The sequence below is a fragment of the Candidatus Accumulibacter similis genome, from assembly GCA_013347225.1.
Lineage (GTDB): Bacteria > Pseudomonadota > Gammaproteobacteria > Burkholderiales > Rhodocyclaceae > Accumulibacter > Accumulibacter similis.
In genome coordinates this window covers 579,826-598,093 of sequence record CP054595.1, presented here as the reverse complement: position 1 = coordinate 598,093, position 18,268 = coordinate 579,826, and the positions used below count along the sequence as shown (strand labels likewise).

Here is an 18,268-nt window from a genome sequence, read left to right as displayed (position 1 = left end):
TAGCCCTGCGCGCTCGCCACGCTGCCGGCCGCGGGATCGCCTCTCAAGGCGCGGGCCAGTCCTTGATGTAGGCCTTGAGCAGCTTGTTCTCCATGTTCCTCTCTTCGAGCACCGCCTTTGCGACGTCGTGAAAGGAGACGATGCCGACGATGGTGTCTTCCTCCATCACCGGCACGTAGCGCGTGTGTGTATCGACCATCATGCGCCGCAGTTCGTCGACGTCCATGTCCGGGTGCGCCGTCGGTGGATTGTGGTCCATCGCCTCGACGACGAGGATCTCGGCGATCGGCGGCGTCGGCCCGACCCGGCGCTCGGTCTGACGCTTGGCGAGAATCACGAGCACTTCGCGGAAGGTCAGCATGCCAGCCAGCTTGCCACCTTCCATGACGATCACCGAGCCGATGTCGTTGTCGGCCATCATGATGACTGCTTCGGAAAGTGGCGAGTCCGGATGCACGGCAAAAAGAGCGGAATCCTTGACCTGCAGAACTTCTTTTACCTCCATGATACCCCCTCGAAAAAGGATGGCTGTTTGCGGCGCCAGTTCATGTCCCAGTCCATTCTAACAGATGTCAAACGACATCCGGCAAACCGCGATCGTTGTCTGGATTGCAGCCGCGGCAGCCGCGGCGGGCGGTTAGCCGAGCGCGCAAGCCGGCAGCCCTGCCGCCGCGCTCGCACCGACGCTGCCCGGCAGGTCGAGCACGCCACAGGAACAACGCCCGCGGCAGCGGGCGTTGTTCCTGTGCGTCACCGACGCGGACGAGTGGGCTCAGGTCTTCAGTGACGCCAGAACTTCATCCAGCATCTTCTTCGCATCGCCGAAGAGCATGCGGTTGTTCTCCTTGTAGAAGAGCGGGTTGTCGACACCGGCATAGCCGGAAGCCATGCTGCGCTTCATGACGATCGACGTCTTGGCCTTCCAGACCTCGAGGACCGGCATGCCGGCGATCGGACTGTTCGGGTCGTCCTGGGCCGCCGGGTTGACGATGTCGTTGGCGCCGATGATCATCGCGACGTCGGTCTGCGGGAAATCGTCGTTGAGCTCGTCCATTTCCTGAACGATGTCATAGGGCACCTTGGCCTCGGCCAGCAGCACGTTCATGTGTCCTGGCATGCGGCCCGCCACTGGGTGAATGCCGAAGCGGACGTTGACCCCCTTTTCCCGCAGCAGCCTGGTGATCTCGTATACCGTGTGCTGCGCCTGCGCCACTGCCATGCCGTAACCGGGAACGATGATGACGTTCTTGGCTTCGCGCAGCAGTTCAGCCGTATCGGGGGCGTTGATCGCCACCACTTCACCGGCCGGCTGCGCTCCGGCTGCCGCGGGCGTACCACCGGTCGTGCCGAAGCCGCCTGCGATGACGCTGATGAAGTGGCGGTTCATTGCCGCACACATGATGTACGAAAGGATGGCGCCGCTTGAACCGACGAGAGCACCTGTGACGATCAGCAGATCGTTGGAGAGCATGAAACCGGTAGCCGCGGCAGCCCAGCCGGAGTAGCTGTTGAGCATCGAGACGACGACCGGCATGTCGGCACCGCCGATTGCCATCACCATGTGGATGCCGAAGAGCAGCGCGATGACGGTCATCACCACCAGCGGCAGCATGCCGTCGCTGACCGAGTGGGCGTTGATGAACTCGCGCCCGAACCAGATCACAACCAGCAGGCCGAGCAGGTTGATCCAGTGGCGCGCCGGCAGCAGCAGCGGGTTTCCGGAGATCTTGCCGGACAGCTTGCCAAAGGCGACCACCGAGCCGGAGAAGGTGACGGCGCCGATCAGGATGCCGACGTAGATCTCGATTTCGTGGATGGTCTTCTCGGCGCCACTCATCTGCGCCGAGGCGGCCGGGTCGATGTAGTTGGCGAAGCCGACCAGCATCGCTGCCAAGCCAACCAGGCTGTGCATCAGCGCGACCAGCTCCGGCATCTGCGTCATCTGTACCGTGCGTGCCGCATAGACGCCGACGCTGGCGCCGACCACCATGGCGGCGATGATCCAGGCGTAGCCAGCAGCACCGACGCGTGGACCGAAGACCGTCGCCAGCACCGCAATGGTCATGCCGATGATGCCGTAGAGATTGCCGCGCCGAGACGTTTCGGGGTGACTCAGGCCACCGAGGCAGAGGATGAAGAGGATGGTTGCACCGAGATAGGAAACGGTTGCCAGACTTTCGGACATGATCATCGTCTCCTATTTGCGGAACATGGCCAGCATGCGCTGGGTCACGGCGAAGCCGCCGAACATGTTGATCGTCGCGAGAACGATGGCGCCGACCGCGAGCCAGCGAATCCACGCCTCGGGACGTGCGACCCCTTCTGCCAGCGGTGGTGCGATCTGCACCAAAGCGCCAATCGCGATGATGCTGCTGATCGCGTTGGTGACGCTCATCAGCGGCGTGTGCAACGCGGGCGTGACGTTCCAGACCACCATGTAGCCGACGAAGCAGGCGAGGACGAAGACCGTGAAGTGGCCGAGGAAGGCCGCGGGGGCGCCCGCACCGATGCCCCAGAAGATCAGCGCGCCGGCAGCGAAGAGCAACCCAACGGCCGTGCTCGAGGCCGACGATCCACCCTTGCCATGACCATGCGACTTGGCGGCGGGCTTGACGGCGGCAGCAGCAGGTGCAGCTGCCGGAGTCATGGACAGCGTCGGCGCCGGCGGCGGCCAGGTGATCTTGCCCTCCTTGACGACCGTCGTGCCGCGAATGACTTCATCATCCATGTTGACGTCGATCACGCCATCCTTGCTCTTGCACAGTTCCTCAGTCAGGCGGAAGAGGTTGGTGGCGTAGAGGGTGCTCGACTGCTTCGACAGACGACTCGGCAAGTCAGAGTAACCGATGATCGTCACGCCGTGCCTGACGACCACCTGGCCCGGCTCGGTGAGTTCGCAGTTGCCGCCCTGCTCGGCCGCCATGTCGACGATGATGCTGCCCGGCTTCATCGACTGCACCATTTCGGCGGTGATCAGCCGCGGCGCCGGCTTGCCCGGGATCAGCGCCGTCGTGATGATGATGTCCACCTCCTTCGCCTGCTTGGCGAAGGTTTCACGCTGCGCCTTCTGGAAGCCTTCGCTCATCACCTTGGCGTAGCCGCCAACGCCGGAACCTTCCTCCTGATAGTCGACGGCAACGAACTCACCGCCCATTGACTTGACCTGATCCGCCACTTCCGGGCGGGTGTCGTTGGCGCGGACGATGGCGCCCAGGCCCGAGGCGGCACCAATTGCCGCCAAGCCGGCGACACCGGCACCGATGACGAACACCTTGGCGGGCGGCACCTTGCCGGCGGCAGTGATCTGGCCCGTGAAGAAGCGGCCGAAATGATGGGCCGCCTCGATCACCGCCCGGTAACCGGCGATGTTGGCCATCGAACTGAGGGCATCGAGTTTCTGCGCCCGCGAGATGCGCGGCACGCTGTCCATCGCCAGCACGGTCGCCTTGCGCGCCGCCAACTGCTGAAGCAGTTCGGGGTTCTGCGCCGGCCAGATGAAACTGACCAGCGTGCCGCCTTCACGCAACAGCCCGACCTCTTCGGTCGAGGGACCGCGGACCTTGAAGACGATGTCTGACGACGACCAGAGGCTGGCCGCATCGGCGACGATTTCCGCACCGGCGGCGCGATAGGCCTCGTCGGAAATGTTCGCCAAGTCCCCGGCGCCGGATTCGACGGCAACGGTGAAACCCAGCTTGATCAGTTTCTCGACCACTTCGGGTACGGTTGCGACCCGTTTTTCCCCCGGTGCCGTTTCCCTCGGCACCCCGATTTTCATTGGCATTCAGTCCTCCATTGCTCGTCACTCGTTCTGCGAGTCCTCGTGTTCAACAAGACCAGTCCGCAGCATGCCCGCCTGGCCCCCCAAAAAAGCCACTTCTTGCCTGTCGAGAACTGCCCCGGCTCGACACCCCACCCTGTTCCTGGCACTGGCCGCGACTGCCGGCCCGCTGCCCTCGCCTGTCGCGAGCACGGCGACCTGACTTCGGCGTGCGCGTGCCAGCTTACCACAAGCGTAAACGGGAATTCATCCTGGCACCCACGGCAGATAACCGGGTTCTCCCGTCGACCGCAGCCATCGCCGCTCGTGCCGCGGTCGGGCCACTCCGTGCAGGCGCGCGCGATACCCCGAACCGGGCAGCGATTGAGCGGCCGCACTTGCCTCCCGGCCAGCCTTCGGCTGTTGCGAGTCGAACTTCTCGGGCGACGAACGGGCTGCCGGTGTCGAGCCGAACGAAGATGCGGCACGCATCTTGCTTCATCTGGCTACCGGCTGCCCGGATGACCCGGTTCGCCGCTGACACCGTGGCGAACGCCCCGTCCCGGTGCAGACACGGCACCAGCTTGCACCCTGTTGGTGCGGTGCAGCATCTTGTCTCGGCATGGCTTTCCGGGTATAGTCGCGGGTCGCGCGGCGTGGCCCGGACGGCCGCGTCGTAACCGAGATGACGGCAATTGCGAGCACGCTCGTTTTCGCGTGCCGTCCAAGTTTTGTGAGGATTCGAGAGTGATGGATTCCGCCATACCTGAAGGGCAGGGTCTTTACGACCCGGCCAACGAGCACGATGCTTGCGGCGTCGGTTTCGTCGCGCATATTCGGGGCAAGAGAAGTCACTCGATCATCGAGCAAGGCCTGTTGATCCTGAAGAACCTGGATCACCGTGGCGCCGTCGGGGCCGATCCGTTGATGGGCGACGGTGCGGGCATTCTGATCCAGATTCCGGATGCCTTCTTCCGCGAGGAGATGGCAAAGCAGGGAATCCAGCTGCCGCCACTCGGCGAATATGGTGTCGGGATGGTCTTTCTGCCCAAGGAATCGGCCTCGCGCCTCGCCTGTCAGGAAGAGATCGAGCGCGCCGTCCGCAAGGAGCACCAGGTCGTTCTCGGCTGGCGCGATGTGCCGGTCGACCATGCCTTGCCGATGTCGCCGACGGTACGGGCGAGAGAACCGATGATCCGCCAGATCTTCATCGGCCGCGGCCCGGACACCATGGTCACCGACGCCCTCGAACGCAAGCTTTACGTCATTCGCCGCAGCGCGGCGAATGCGATTCAGGCGCTCGGACTCAAGCACAGCAAGGAGTTCTACCAGCCATCGATGTCGGCGCGGACGGTCGTCTACAAGGGCTTGCTGCTCGCTGACCAGGTTGGCCAGTACTACACGGACCTCAAGGATCCCCGCTGTGTCTCCGCCATGGCGCTGGTCCACCAGCGCTTTTCGACCAACACCTTCCCGACCTGGCAACTGGCGCACCCTTTCCGGCTGATCGCCCACAATGGCGAGATCAATACGCTGCGCGGCAACTACAACTGGATGCGCGCGCGCGAGAAGGGAACGTGGTCGCCACTGCTGGGCGCCGACCTGGAAAAGATCTGGCCGCTGATCTACGCTGGCCAGTCCGATTCGGCGTCGTTCGACAACGCGCTCGAGTTGTTGGTCATGGGTGGCTACTCGCTGGCGCACGCGATGATGATGCTGATTCCCGAAGCCTGGGAGTCGCATACCCTGATGGACGAGCAGCGAGGCGCCTTTTACAAGTATCACGCGGCGATGATCGAGCCGTGGGACGGACCAGCGGCGGTCGCGTTCACCGATGGTCGCCAGATCGGTGCCACGCTGGATCGCAACGGCCTGCGTCCGGCGCGCTATCTGGTGACTGACGACGATCTCGTGGTGATGGCATCGGAAGCGGGAGTACTGCCGATACCCGAGGAGCGGATCGTCCGCAAGTGGCGGCTGCAACCGGGCAAGATGTTCCTGATCGATCTCGAGCAGGGAAGGATCATCGACGACGCCGAACTCAAGGACACCCTCGCCCGTGCCCGGCCCTACCAGGACTGGCTCAGCCGGATCAACATCAAGCTCGACGAACTGCCGTCACCGCACGCCGCCCAGCCCGGCGCCTATCCGGCGTCGCTGCTCGATCGCCAACAGGCCTTCGGCTACACGCAGGAGGACCTCAGGTTCATTCTCGAGCCGATGGCCGGCTCGGGCGAGGAAGCGACCGGCTCGATGGGCAACGACTCGCCGCTGGCAGTCCTCTCGAATCGCAGCAAACCGCTGTTCAACTACTTCCGGCAACTCTTCGCGCAAGTGACCAATCCGCCGATCGACCCGATCCGCGAACAACTGGTGATGTCGCTCGTTTCCTTCATCGGCCCAAAACCGAACCTGCTCGGCATCAACGAGATCAATCCGCCTTACCGTCTCGAGGTGTCGCAGCCGGTGCTCGATGTCGACCACATGACGAAGCTGCGGCGGATCGCCACCTACACGGACAACAAGTTCCACTCGGCCGAACTCGACATCTGCTATCCGCTGGTGTGGGGACGGCAGGGCGTCGAAGCGCGTCTGGCATCGCTGTGCGCCGAGGCCGAAGATCATGTGCACAAGGGTTCGAGCATCCTCATCGTTTCCGATCGCCGGCTCGATGCCGAGCATGTAGCCATCCCGGCCCTGCTGGCCACATCGGCGGTGCATCAGCACCTGGTGACCAAGGGGCTGCGGACGCGGGTGGGACTCGTCGTCGAAACCGGCGCCGCGCGCGAGACGCACCATTTCGCCGTTCTCGCCGGTTATGGGGCGGAGGCCGTGCATCCCTACCTGGCACTCGAAACGCTGCAGCACATGGCGGGCAACGATCCGGAGAAGGGCGACAAGGCGATCAAGCATTTCATCAAGGGCGTTGGCAAGGGTCTCCTGAAAGTGATGTCCAAGATGGGGATCTCGACCTACATGTCCTACACCGGAGCGCAGATTTTCGAAGCCGTCGGACTGCAGAAGAGGATGGTGGACAAGTACTTCACCGGGACCTCGACGCAGGTAGAGGGCATCGACGTTTTCGACGTCATGGAGGAGGCGATCCGCCTGCACAAGCAGGCCTTCGGCGACGATCCGGTGCTGTCGACGATGCTCGACGCCGGCGGCGAGTATGCATACCGGGTGCGCGGCGAAGAGCACATGTGGACCCCGGAGGCGATCGCCAAGCTGCAGCATTCGACGCGCAGCGGCAGCTACGACACCTACAAGCAGTACGCGCGGCTGATCAACGAGCAGACGGAACGGCACATGACGCTGCGTGGCCTGTTCGCCCTGAAGCCGGTCGGGCCGGCGCTGCCGCTGGCGGAGGTCGAAGAGGCGAAGGAGATCGTCAAGCGCTTCACCACCGGTGCCATGTCGCTCGGCTCGATTTCGACCGAAGCACACAGCACGCTGGCGATCGCCATGAATCGTCTGGGTGGCAAGTCGAACACCGGCGAAGGTGGCGAGGATCCAGCGCGCTTCAGGGTCCTTCAGGGCGGCGAGATGCTGTCCGAGGTCCTCGGCAACTCGCGCATCGAACGCGATTACCAGCTGCAGCCTGGCGACAGCCTGCGCTCGGCAATCAAGCAGGTGGCGTCGGGACGCTTCGGCGTCACTGCCGAATACCTGGTCAACGCCGACCAGCTGCAGATCAAGATGGCCCAGGGGGCAAAGCCCGGTGAGGGCGGCCAGCTGCCGGGACACAAGGTCTCCGAGTACATCGGCTTCCTCCGCCATTCGGTGCCCGGGGTGGGTCTGATTTCGCCCCCGCCACACCACGACATCTACTCGATCGAGGATCTGGCGCAACTGATTCACGACCTCAAGAATGCCAACCCGAAGGCGTCGATCAGCGTCAAGCTGGTCTCCGAAGTCGGGGTCGGCACGGTGGCCGCGGGAGTCACCAAGGCCAAGGCCGATCACCTGGTGATTGCCGGTCATGACGGCGGAACCGGCGCCAGTCCGCAATCTTCGATCAAGCACGCGGGTTCGCCGTGGGAACTCGGTCTCGCCGAGACGCAGCAGACGCTGGTGCTGAACGGCTTGCGCGGTCGCGTTCGGGTGCAGGTCGACGGGCAGGTCAAGACGGGCAGGGATGTCGTCATCGGTGCGCTGCTGGGAGCGGATGAATTTGGTTTCGCGACCGCACCGCTCGTCGTCGAGGGCTGCATCATGATGCGCAAGTGTCATCTGAACACCTGCCCGGTAGGGGTCGCGACGCAGGATCCCGTGCTGCGCCGCCGTTTCTCGGGGCAGCCCGAGCACGTGGTCAACTTCTTCTTCTTCGTCGCCGAGGAAGTCCGCGAGCTGATGGCACAGCTCGGCATCCGCCGTTTCAATGACCTCATTGGCCGCTGTGACCTGCTCGACATGCAACAGGGAATCAACCACTGGAAGGCGCAAGGGCTCGACTACAGCCGCATCTTCCATCGGCCGGCAAACCCGGGCGGCGTCGCGGTCTTCCATTGCGAGGCGCAGGATCACGGGCTGGCAAAGGCGCTCGACAGGGAACTGATCGAACTGGCGCGGCCGGCGCTCGACAGCGGCGAGCCGGTCAAGCTCGAACTGCCGCTGCGCAACATCAACCGCACCGTCGGCGCCATGCTTTCCGGACGCATCGCCGAGCGTTACGGGCGAGCGGGTCTGCCTGACGGGACGATCGACATTCAATTTCGGGGAACTGCCGGGCAGGCTTTTGGTGCCTTCCTGGCACGCGGCGTCACCCTGGACCTGATCGGCGAAGCCAACGACTACGTCGGCAAGGGCCTGTCGGGCGGACGCATCATCGTTCGTCCGAGTGCCGGCTTCCGTGGCGAGAGCCGCAGCAACATCATCGTCGGCAACACGGTCCTCTACGGTGCGACCGAGGGCGAGGTCTTCTTCGCCGGTGTCGCCGGCGAGCGCTTTGCCGTCCGCAATTCCGGTGCGACAGCGGTCGTCGAAGGCGTTGGCGACCACGGTTGCGAGTACATGACCGGTGGCACGGTAGTCGTTCTCGGCATGACCGGACGCAACTTCGCTGCCGGCATGTCGGGCGGCGTCGCCTACGTCTTCGACGAGGAAGGAACCTTTGCCTCGCGTTGCAACATGGCGCAGGTATCGCTTGAACCGGTCGAGGAGGAGTTCTTGGCACGTCAGGGCAGCGACGCGGGCGACGACCTGGAAAGCCACGGCAAGGTCGATGTGCGGCACTTGGGCGAGATCGACGAAGTCCTGCTCAAGGGGCTGATCGACAGGCACTATCGCTACACGAGCAGCCGCCAGGCTCTGCGCGTGCTCAACGATTGGGAGCGTTATCGCCGGCGCTTCGTCAAGGTGATGCCACATGAGTACCGCCGCGCGCTCAGCGAGCTGGCGAAGAAGGAACTGGAGACCGCATAGAAATGGGCAAGCCGACAGGATTCATCGAGTACCAGCGTCTGGCGGAAGCCTCCGAGCCGGTCGCTTCGCGCCTCAAGCACTACCGCGAGTTCGTCCTCACGCTGCCGGACGAGCAAGCCAGCCTGCAGGGTGCGCGCTGCATGGACTGCGGCATTCCGTTCTGCAACTCCGGCTGTCCGGTCAACAACATCATTCCCGACTGGAACGATCTCGTGTACCGCGGCAACTGGCAGCAGGCTCTGGCGGTTCTGCATTCGACCAACAACTTCCCCGAATTCACCGGCCGCATCTGCCCGGCGCCGTGTGAAGCGGCGTGCACGCTGAACATCAATACGGATCCGGTCGGGATCAAGTCCATCGAACACGCGATCGCCGACAAGGGCTGGCAACAGGGGTGGATCGTGCCGCAGCCGCCAGCGCAGAAGACCGGCAGGACGGTCGCCATCGTCGGCTCCGGTCCGGCCGGACTCGCAGCGGCGCAGCAGCTGGCGCGCGCTGGCCATGCCGTCGTCGTGTTCGAGAAGAGCGACCGCATCGGCGGCCTGCTGCGCTATGGCATCCCCGATTTCAAGCTGGAGAAGTCGCACATCGACCGCCGCGTGGAACAGATGCAGGCTGAGGGCGTCGAGTTTCGCGTCAGCCAGGAGGTTGGCGGCAGCGGGCCGGGCGCCGTGCCGGCAACGCGGCTGCTGGCCGACTTCGATGCCGTCATCGTCGCCGGCGGCGCCGAGTCACCGCGTGACCTTCCGGTACCGGGGCGCGAGCTGGACGGCGTGCACTTCGCGATGGAGTTCCTGCCGCAGCAGAACAGGGTGAACGCCGGCGATCGCCTGCCGACGCAGATCACCGCCACCGGCAAGCGGGTCGTCGTCATTGGCGGTGGCGATACCGGCTCCGACTGCGTTGGTACCAGCAATCGTCAGGGCGCCCTGTCGGTCACCCAGTTCGAAGTGATGCCGCAGCCCCCCGAGCAGGAAGACAAGAGCCTGACTTGGCCCTATTGGCCGATGAAGCTGCGCACGTCGTCGTCGCACGAGGAAGGCTGCGCGCGCGACTTCGCCGTGTCGACCAAGCAGTTCCTTGGCGAGGGCGGCAGGCTCAGGGCGCTGCGAGTGGCTCGCGTCGAATGGAGCGGCGGGCGAATGGCCGAGATCCCGGGCAGCGAGAGCGAGATCGCCGCCGACCTCGTCCTGCTCGCCATGGGTTTCGTATCGCCGGTGCGGCAGGGATTGCTGGAAGAACTGGCGGTGGAACTCGATGCGCGCGGCAACGTCCGCGCCACCACCGACGGCGCGGGCTGCTATGCGACCAGCGTCGCCAAGGTGTTTGCGGCGGGCGACATGCGCCGTGGACAGTCGCTGGTCGTCTGGGCGATCCGCGAGGGCCGGCAGTGCGCACGCGAGGTCGATGCCTTCCTGATGGGGCGTTCGGACCTGCCGCGCTGAAGCCCTTTGGCGCACCGCATGGACGCGTCGCTGGCCGTGAAGGCAGCTTCCGGCGTATACTGTGCGCCCTCTCGCGCGCATGACGGGCGTCGCGTTCCCTGCGCGCAGCGCTCGGCGCCACCCACGGCCGAGTGTGACATTGTTGTGACAAGCTCGCGACAGAATCTGCGACAATGCGTCGCAACACCGTGATCACTGGTATCGACACCCGTCTCGCGTGCTGCCGGGCGCTCGGCGTCGGCGAGCCGTTGCCGCCGGCCGGACTGGCGGCAAGCGCAACAAGGACCCATCGTAGCGTCTGATCAGGCTTCAGCAAAATGAACATCGTCATTCTCGCCGCCGGGCAGGGCAAGCGGATGCATTCCAATCTGCCGAAGGTACTGCATCCAGTGGCCGGCAAGGCGCTTCTGTCACACGTCATCGACACCGCGCGCAGCCTTTCTCCCGAGAGGCTCTGCATCGTGCATGGCCACGGCGGCGAGGCCGTGCGGACCGCCACCGCCGCACCCGATCTGCTCTGGGTGCTGCAGGAGCCGCAGTTGGGAACCGGCCACGCGCTGATGCAGGCGCTGCCGCACCTGGCGCCTGCCGGAACGACACTGGTGCTCTATGGCGACGTGCCGCTGACCCGGGCGGAAACGCTGCAAAGGCTTCTGCATGCGGCAAGTGACTCGCTGGCAGTGCTCACCGTCGAACTGGCCGACCCGGCCGGCTATGGCCGGATCATCCGCAACGCTGCCGGCGATGTGACGCGCATCGTCGAACAGAAGGATGCCTCGCCGGAGGAGCGCGCAATCCGCGAGATCAACACCGGCATCATGGCCCTGCCGACCGAGCGCCTCGCCGAGTGGCTGGGCCGCCTGTCGAACGACAATGCGCAACAGGAATACTACCTGACCGACATTGTCGGCATGGCGGTTGCCGACGGTCTGCCCGTGCGTACCGCCCACCCGCAATCGGCAACCGAGGTGCTCGGGGTGAACAGCAAGGTGCAACTCGCCGAACTCGAGCGCGCCGCACAGCGGCGAATCGCCGATCAGCTGCTCGAGCAGGGAGTCCGCCTGGCTGACCCGGCGCGAATCGATGTTCGCGGCGAGCTCATCTGCGGCCGCGACGTGTTCATCGACGTGAACTGCGTTTTCGAGGGCCGGGTCGTACTGGACGAAGCCGTCGAAGTCGGCCCCTCCTGCGTTCTGAAGAATGCGCGCATCGGTTCGGGGGCACGCCTCGCGGCCTTCAGCCACATCGAGGAAGCGGTCGTCGGGCCCGACGGGGTGATCGGGCCGTTCGCCCGCCTGCGCCCCGGAACGGAGCTTGGCCCCGGCGTCCATGTCGGCAATTTCGTCGAACTGAAGAACAGCCGTTTTGCCGCCCAGTCGAAGGCCAACCACCTTGCCTACGTGGGCGACGCCGTCGTCGGCAGTCGCGTCAACATCGGTGCCGGCACCATCACCTGCAACTACGACGGCGCCAACAAGTTCCAGACGGTGATCGAGGACGACGCCTTCATCGGTTCCGACACGCAACTGGTGGCGCCAGTGACGGTTGGTCGTGGCGCCACGCTCGGCGCCGGAACGACTCTGACCCGCGATGCCCCGCCGGACACGCTGACCCTCTCGCGCGCCCGGCAAACCTCCATAGCGGGCTGGAAACGGCCCCAGAAAATCAAGAAGTGAACTGACCATGTGTGGCATCGTTGCCGCGGTCGCTGACCGCAATATCGTTCCCGTTCTGCTCGAAGGTCTGCGCAAGCTCGAATATCGCGGCTACGACTCGGCCGGGCTCGCCCTGATCAACGACGGCGGCCTGCACCGGCTGCGCGCGGTCGGCCGGGTTGCCGAACTGACGGCGCAGGTCGAGGAGACACACGCTGCGGGCCGCACCGGCATTGCGCATACGCGCTGGGCAACGCATGGCGTGCCATGCGAACGAAACGCCCATCCGCACATCTCCGGCGGGTTGGCCGTGGTCCACAACGGGATCATCGAAAACCACGAAACGCTGCGTGCTCGCCTCCAGGCTCTCGCGTACGTGTTCACGTCCGACACCGATACCGAAGTGGTCGCGCATCTGATTGCGCATGAGTTGAAGACCGACAGCGATCTGCTCGCTGCCGTCCGCCGGGCGGTTGCGCAACTGCAGGGCGCCTATGCGATCGCCGTCCTGCGCGAAGCCGACCCAAGCCGCCTGGTCGTTGCGCGTGAAGGGGCGCCGCTCCTGCTTGGTCTGGGCGAAGACGGATTCTACGCTGCCTCCGATGCCTCGGCGCTGGTGCAGGTCACGCGCCGGATGGTCTACCTCGAGAACGGCGACTGTGCCGAACTGAGGCGCGATGGCTACCGCATTGCCCGCGTTGACGGCACCCCGGTTGAGCGGCCGGAAAGCGAATCGAACCTGTCGGCAGAGGCGATCGAGCTGGGCAACTACCGGCACTACATGCAGAAGGAAATCTTCGAGCAGCCGGTGGCGCTGGCAAACACCCTCGAGATGCTCGGCGCGGCGCGAAGCATCCAACCGGGCATCTTCGGCGCCGAGAGTGAAGACCTGCTGCGGGGTGTGCGGCAGGTGCTGATCATCGCCTGCGGCACCAGCTACCATGCCGGCCTCGTGGCGCGCTACTGGCTGGAATCCATCGCCGGCGTTGCCTGCTCGGTCGAGGTGGCGAGCGAGTACCGCTATCGCGACTCGGTGCCCGACCCGCACACCCTTGTCGTCACCATTTCACAATCGGGTGAAACCGCCGACACGCTGGCCGCGCTGCAGCACGCCAAGTCGCTGGGCATGAGCCGTACGCTGTGCATATGCAACGTGCCCGAGTCATCACTGGTGCGAGAGAACAGCCTGCGTTTCATCACGCGTGCCGGTCCGGAGATTGGCGTTGCGTCGACCAAGGCCTTCACCACCCAGCTCGCGGCCCTTTATCTGCTGACGCTCGTGCTCGCCAAGGTTCGCGACCGGCTCGACGCCGAGCAGGAGGCAAGCGAACTGCTCGCCATGCGACACCTGCCGATGGCCGTCAGCATGATCCTCGAACTGGAGCCGCAAATCCGCGACTGGGCCGAGTGTTTTTCGATGAAGCACCATGCCCTGTTCCTCGGCCGCGGCCGGCATTATCCGATCGCCATGGAAGGTGCGCTGAAACTGAAGGAAATCTCCTACATCCATGCCGAAGCCTATCCCGCCGGCGAACTGAAGCATGGTCCACTGGCACTGGTCGATCGCGACATGCCGGTGATTGCCGTGGCGCCCAACGACGCCCTGCTGGAGAAGCTCAAGTCGAACCTGCAGGAAGTGCGGGCCCGAGGTGGCGAACTCTGGGTGTTCGCCGATGCCGACAGCGAAATGAAGGAGTCGGACGGGATTCACGTGCTGCACCTGCCGGAGCATTACGGAGCGTTGTCGGCACTGCTGCACGTCGTGCCGCTGCAACTCCTCGCCTATCATGTCGCGCTGGTGCGCGGCACGGACGTCGACAAGCCGCGCAATCTGGCGAAGTCGGTGACGGTCGAGTGAATCGCCGATCGCGGGGCCACGCCATCGGCAGCAACCCTCAGTACTTCACGCGCGCGAAATAGCTCTTCTCCGACGCCTCGAGGGCCTGCCGCAGGGTGACGATTCCCATCTGTGCCAGCAGCGGCAGCATCCTGAGGAAGACCTCGGCCGTGGCACAGGCGTCCCCGAGCGCGCTGTGGCGACCTTCGATCACCACGCCGAGGCGCTCGGCGATGTGGTCGAGCTGGTGCGAGTCCTGATTGGCGTGCAGCACTCCGGAAAGCAGCAGCGTGTCGAGGACTGGCTGACTGAACACCACGCCTGTCGAATCCTCCTTCAACTGCAGAAAGCGCATGTCGAAGGCCGCGTTGTGGGCAACGAGCACGGTGTCGTTGCAGAAATCATGGAAGGCGGGCAGAACGATGTCGATCTGGGGCTGCCCGCGCACCATGTCGTCGGTGATGCCGTGAATGCGAACACCCTCGGGTCGCAGGAAGCGTTGCGGGTCGACGAGATGGTCAAAGTTCTCGTGCCGCAGGAGGCGGCCGTTGACGATGCGCACGGCACCGATCTGGATGATCTCGTCCCCGGCAGCGGGTTCGAGCCCGGTGGTTTCGGTATCGAAGACGGTGTACGCCAGGTCGCTCAATCGCCGGTCGAGATCGATGCTCTGATCGCGGAAGTGAAAGAGGTCAAAATCGTAGTACTCCGGGCGTACGCTCGGTTCGTCGCCGACCGGCTGCGCCTGCAGGCTGTCCGGCAGAGCAACCGGCAGGACGAAGCGAAAGAAGCAGCGCTGCTGGCTGGCCTTTTCGCGTTCGTACCAGATTTCACCCCCATGGCGGTCGATCACGTCGCGCAGCGACAGCGGTGAGCTTTCGCTGCCCAGTTGCATGGGCTCGTTTTCCCAGGTCGCGAACGTCTCCGACGAGATGGCATGGTCAGCCCAGATGATGTCGAGGTAGACGAGCCGGCCGCAAGGCAGCAAGCGGAAGCGCAGGTCCGGGATCCGATGCTGGGCGACCAGTCTCGCAGCCAGAAAACAGATCGAAAAGACCAGGGAAAAGCTCTCGGCCCGCAGCCAGACCGATTCATCGATCTCCTCGCTGCTGGTTGCCAGCTGCAGTTCCTGCTCGATGCGACGCTGTGCGGCGGTGACCAGATCCAGCCCCTGGACCTCTTCGAGCGGCCAGCGTGTCTTCAGCGAATCGGCGAACTCGCTCATCGTCCGGTCGAGGCGCTGGCTCATGCGGACGACCTCGTCGCTGATGATGCCAATGAAGCGCTCGCGGATTTCCGGTTCGATGTCGGGGTAGTCCAGCAGGTTGCCCACGGCGACGCGGATGTTCGCCAGGCTGCCGCGGGTACCGTCCGTCAGTGACTGCAGGACCTGATCGCGGCGGGATTCCTGTTCCAGGCTGCGGGTGATGTTCTCCACCGTCAGCACGTAACCGGTCATCTCGCGCTGTCGCGGCGCGTCATCGGTTGCCAGCACCGGCACCAGCTGGACGCGCAGGAGCTGGCCACCGCGCGCCGCCGTGATGAAGGTGGCGATTGCCGTGGCCGCGCCCTTGTGCAGTCGCTGACGTACGACGTCGAGGGCGTGATCGATCTGACTGCGCTCGAGTATCGAGAAAATCGACCTGCCGAGCCCGATCAGTGCACCGCCGGCGACCGCCGTGCTGCCGAGAGCGAGTGCCCGGAACTGCAGCCGGGCGCGGCTGTTGTAGAGCAGGATCCGCCCCTCGCGGTTGCACACCACGACCGCCTGGGCCAGCTCCGACATCAGCGCCGCCAGCCGGTTCTTTTCCTCCTCCACCGACGACTTGGCTGCGGCAATCTGCGCCGCGACATCATCCATCAGACCGTCGCGCTGCTGCGCAAGGTCGTTCGTCGCCGCGGCCAGCAGGCGGACCTCCGGTGGTCCCTCCGGTGTGACCCGGAAGTTGCGGTTCGCCGCCAGCATCAGACGCAGGTTCTCGGCCATCTTCAGCAGACCCTGCACATACTCCCGGAAGAGATAGCGAATGACCAGGAGACCGACGAAGAAGCCAAAGGCGGTCATCATCGTACCCAGCGAGAGGTGCGGTGCGATCAGGCGGACGAGCGCCGCGCGCTCGTCCGCCTGGGCATCCGCCCACACCAACGCCGCCGTGATCAGGAAGGGGCCGGTCACCAGCAGGAAGAGGATGATGACCGAGATGGCCAGACGGAGGCGCGCGTTCATGGTTCGATGGTCGGCAAGGGTTGGTGGGCAACGGCTGGAAGTCTCGGGCATGTACCCGGCCGCTGCGCACCAATTCTACCGGCTAACGTTCGCCCCGGCGCCAGGTGTCTGGCCGAAGATGGGGAATTCCCGGCGCCGCCATGGCGTGCGGGAGCCAGGCCGCCAATTGGGTGCGTCTACCTGCACCTGCACGACAAAGGCCTGTATCGTGAACGCCGTTGCAACTGCCTGGAGAAACGGCCATGACCCTCTGCCCGATTGCCATCGTTGCCGGCTGCAAGAAGTGCCCGGCGTTTTCCATCTGCCCGCTGAAGACTGTCCTCGGCGATGCACCGAAGCCCGGCGAAACTCCGGACAGGCAGGCTCCGGCAGAGAAGAAGTAGCCTCGCTCGCCAGCCCCGCGACCCGCCCGGGAGGCGTTGCCACGCCAGTCTGCCGTGCACCCCGGGCGGCGCGAGCCGGCAGGGGGTCCACAGGCGGCCGGCTTCGCGGCTGCCTGCCGGCATGACGTGCTCCTTCAGAAAGCCGCGATGCCGGTCTGCGCCCGGCCGAGAATCAGCGCATGCACGTCGTGCGTTCCCTCGTAGGTGTTGACCACCTCCAGGTTGAGCATGTGGCGGACGACGCCGAATTCGTCCGAAATGCCGTTGGCACCAAGCATGTCGCGCGCCGTGCGGGCGATCGCGAGCGCCTTGCCGCAGGAGTTGCGCTTCATGATCGAAGTGATTTCCGGCGTCGCCGTACCGTCGTCCTTCATGCGCCCCAGTCGCAGGCATCCCTGCAGCCCGAGCGCGATTTCCGTCTGCATGTCGGCGAGTTTCTTCTGCACCAGTTGATTCGCCGCCAGCGGCCGCCCGAACTGCCGCCGGTCGAGCGTGTACTGACGAGCCGTGTGCCAACAGGACTCGGCGGCACCGAGAGCACCCCAGGCAATCCCATAGCGCGCCGAGTCGAGGCAGGTGAAGGGTCCCTTCAAGCCGCGGATTTCGGGAAAGACGTTCTCCTCGGGAACGAAGACGTCGTCCATGACGATCTCGCCGGTGATCGAGGTGCGCAGCCCGAACTTGCCGTGGATCGGCGGGGCGCTGAGGCCGCGCATTCCGCGGTCAAGCACGAAACCGCGGATGGCGGCCGCATCGTCCTTCGCCCAGACGATGAAGACGTCGGCGATGGGTGAGTTCGTGATCCATGTCTTGCTGCCGGAGAGGCGAAAACCTCCGCCGACGGCGCGCGCCCGCGTCTCCATGCTGCCGGGGTCGGAGCCGTGATTGGGCTCGGTCAGCCCAAAGCAGCCGATCAGTTCGCCGCTTGCCAGTTGCGGCAGGTAACGACATCGCTGCTCCTCGCTGCCGAAGCGAAGAATCGGCAGCATCACCAGTGACGATTGGACGCTCATCATCGAGCGGTAGCCGGAATCCACCCGTTCGACCTCGCGCGCGATCAGCCCATAGCTGACGTGCCCGAGACCGGCGCCACCGTATTCGGATGGAATCGTCGGGCCGAGGAGACCCATCGCGCCCATTTCGCGGTAGATCGTGGTGTCGCTTCGCTCGTGGCGGAACGATTCCAGCACGCGCGGCAGAAGCCTGCCCTGGCAGTAATCCTGCGCCGCATCGCGCAGCCGGCGCTCGTCGTCGTCGAGCTGCGCATCGAGGAGCAGCGGGTCCTGCCAGCAAAATCGGGGCCGGGCTCGCGTCGCCATCATCGTCTCCCTGTCAAGTCGCCGCCGGCGCGTCCCGCGGGGCGTGCAATTCGCCCTGCGGCAGCGGGCCACATGGCGGATGCAACCCGGATTGTACGCACTGCGGGCCTGACCGGAGGTTGACTTTCGCTCACCGTCACCACCCGTCGGCAGGCGTCGGCTGCGGATCCCGCCGCGTCTGGCGAGCGACGGCCAACGCGGGTTGCCGAGCTGGTGAG

At 64.9% G+C, this 18,268-nt stretch carries 10 protein-coding genes; 5 read left to right on the top strand and 5 right to left on the bottom strand.

What is annotated here, in order from left to right:
- Window positions 1–43 precede the first annotated feature (43 nt).
- The 3 genes from HT579_02605 to HT579_02595 form a co-directional block, all read right to left on the bottom strand.
- Window positions 44–505 (bottom strand): CBS domain-containing protein, encoded by a 462-nt coding sequence (locus HT579_02605; GenBank protein QKS27942.1) that lies wholly within the window; start codon window positions 503–505, stop codon window positions 44–46.
- 267 nt (window positions 506–772) lie between these two features.
- Complete coding sequence (pntB, locus tag HT579_02600; GenBank protein ID QKS27941.1) at window positions 773–2,185, bottom strand: Re/Si-specific NAD(P)(+) transhydrogenase subunit beta; 1,413 nt, start codon at window positions 2,183–2,185, stop codon at window positions 773–775.
- Window positions 2,186–2,197: 12 nt separating this feature from the next.
- Window positions 2,198–3,784 (bottom strand): Re/Si-specific NAD(P)(+) transhydrogenase subunit alpha, encoded by a 1,587-nt coding sequence (locus HT579_02595; GenBank protein QKS27940.1) that lies wholly within the window; start codon window positions 3,782–3,784, stop codon window positions 2,198–2,200.
- A gap of 726 nt (window positions 3,785–4,510) precedes the next feature.
- On the opposite strand from HT579_02595, the gene HT579_02590 reads away from it, so the two are divergent.
- From HT579_02590 to glmS, 4 genes are all read left to right on the top strand, one after another.
- Window positions 4,511–9,184, top strand: a complete 4,674-nt coding sequence (locus HT579_02590) for a glutamate synthase subunit alpha (protein QKS27939.1) — start codon at window positions 4,511–4,513, stop codon at window positions 9,182–9,184.
- A 2-nt stretch (window positions 9,185–9,186) separates the two neighbouring features.
- Window positions 9,187–10,629: a glutamate synthase subunit beta gene (locus tag HT579_02585; protein ID QKS27938.1), complete on the top strand. Its 1,443-nt coding sequence runs from the start codon at window positions 9,187–9,189 to the stop codon at window positions 10,627–10,629.
- Between the two features lie 317 nt (window positions 10,630–10,946).
- Entirely contained in the window at window positions 10,947–12,305 is a 1,359-nt protein-coding gene (gene glmU / locus HT579_02580; protein QKS27937.1) for a bifunctional UDP-N-acetylglucosamine diphosphorylase/glucosamine-1-phosphate N-acetyltransferase GlmU, read from the top strand.
- Window positions 12,306–12,312: 7 nt separating this feature from the next.
- A complete protein-coding gene (gene glmS / locus HT579_02575) occupies window positions 12,313–14,142 on the top strand; it encodes a glutamine--fructose-6-phosphate transaminase (isomerizing) (protein ID QKS27936.1) in 1,830 nt (609 codons plus the stop codon).
- Between the two features lie 37 nt (window positions 14,143–14,179).
- On the opposite strand, the gene HT579_02570 is transcribed toward glmS, so the two are convergent.
- Window positions 14,180–16,348 (bottom strand): DNA polymerase III subunit epsilon, encoded by a 2,169-nt coding sequence (locus HT579_02570; protein ID QKS27935.1) that lies wholly within the window; start codon window positions 16,346–16,348, stop codon window positions 14,180–14,182.
- A gap of 242 nt (window positions 16,349–16,590) precedes the next feature.
- Between HT579_02570 and HT579_02565 the strand changes: the two genes are divergently transcribed.
- Window positions 16,591–16,731 carry a hypothetical protein gene (locus tag HT579_02565; GenBank protein QKS27934.1) on the top strand — a complete coding sequence of 47 codons (141 nt, stop codon included), beginning with the start codon at window positions 16,591–16,593 and terminating at the stop codon, window positions 16,729–16,731.
- 134 nt (window positions 16,732–16,865) lie between these two features.
- On the opposite strand, the gene HT579_02560 is transcribed toward HT579_02565, so the two are convergent.
- The gene (locus tag HT579_02560) at window positions 16,866–18,053 is read right to left on the bottom strand and encodes an acyl-CoA dehydrogenase (GenBank protein QKS27933.1); all 1,188 of its coding nucleotides are present in this window, start codon (window positions 18,051–18,053) and stop codon (window positions 16,866–16,868) included.
- Window positions 18,054–18,268: the final 215 nt, after the last annotated feature.

Excerpts from the sequence above, each read along its gene's own strand:
- glmS (QKS27936.1), top strand. The coding sequence starts at position 12,313 with ATGTGTGGCATCGTTGCCGCGGTCGCTGACCGCAATATCGTTCCCGTT.
- HT579_02590 (QKS27939.1), top strand. The coding sequence starts at position 4,511 with ATGGATTCCGCCATACCTGAAGGGCAGGGTCTTTACGACCCGGCCAAC.
- HT579_02595 (QKS27940.1), bottom strand. The coding sequence starts at position 3,784 with ATGCCAATGAAAATCGGGGTGCCGAGGGAAACGGCACCGGGGGAAAAA.
- HT579_02565 (QKS27934.1), top strand. The coding sequence starts at position 16,591 with ATGACCCTCTGCCCGATTGCCATCGTTGCCGGCTGCAAGAAGTGCCCG.
- pntB (QKS27941.1), bottom strand. The coding sequence starts at position 2,185 with ATGTCCGAAAGTCTGGCAACCGTTTCCTATCTCGGTGCAACCATCCTC.
- HT579_02585 (QKS27938.1), top strand. The coding sequence starts at position 9,187 with ATGGGCAAGCCGACAGGATTCATCGAGTACCAGCGTCTGGCGGAAGCC.
- HT579_02570 (QKS27935.1), bottom strand. The coding sequence starts at position 16,348 with ATGAACGCGCGCCTCCGTCTGGCCATCTCGGTCATCATCCTCTTCCTG.
- HT579_02605 (QKS27942.1), bottom strand. The coding sequence starts at position 505 with ATGGAGGTAAAAGAAGTTCTGCAGGTCAAGGATTCCGCTCTTTTTGCC.
- HT579_02560 (QKS27933.1), bottom strand. The coding sequence starts at position 18,053 with ATGATGGCGACGCGAGCCCGGCCCCGATTTTGCTGGCAGGACCCGCTG.
- glmU (QKS27937.1), top strand. The coding sequence starts at position 10,947 with ATGAACATCGTCATTCTCGCCGCCGGGCAGGGCAAGCGGATGCATTCC.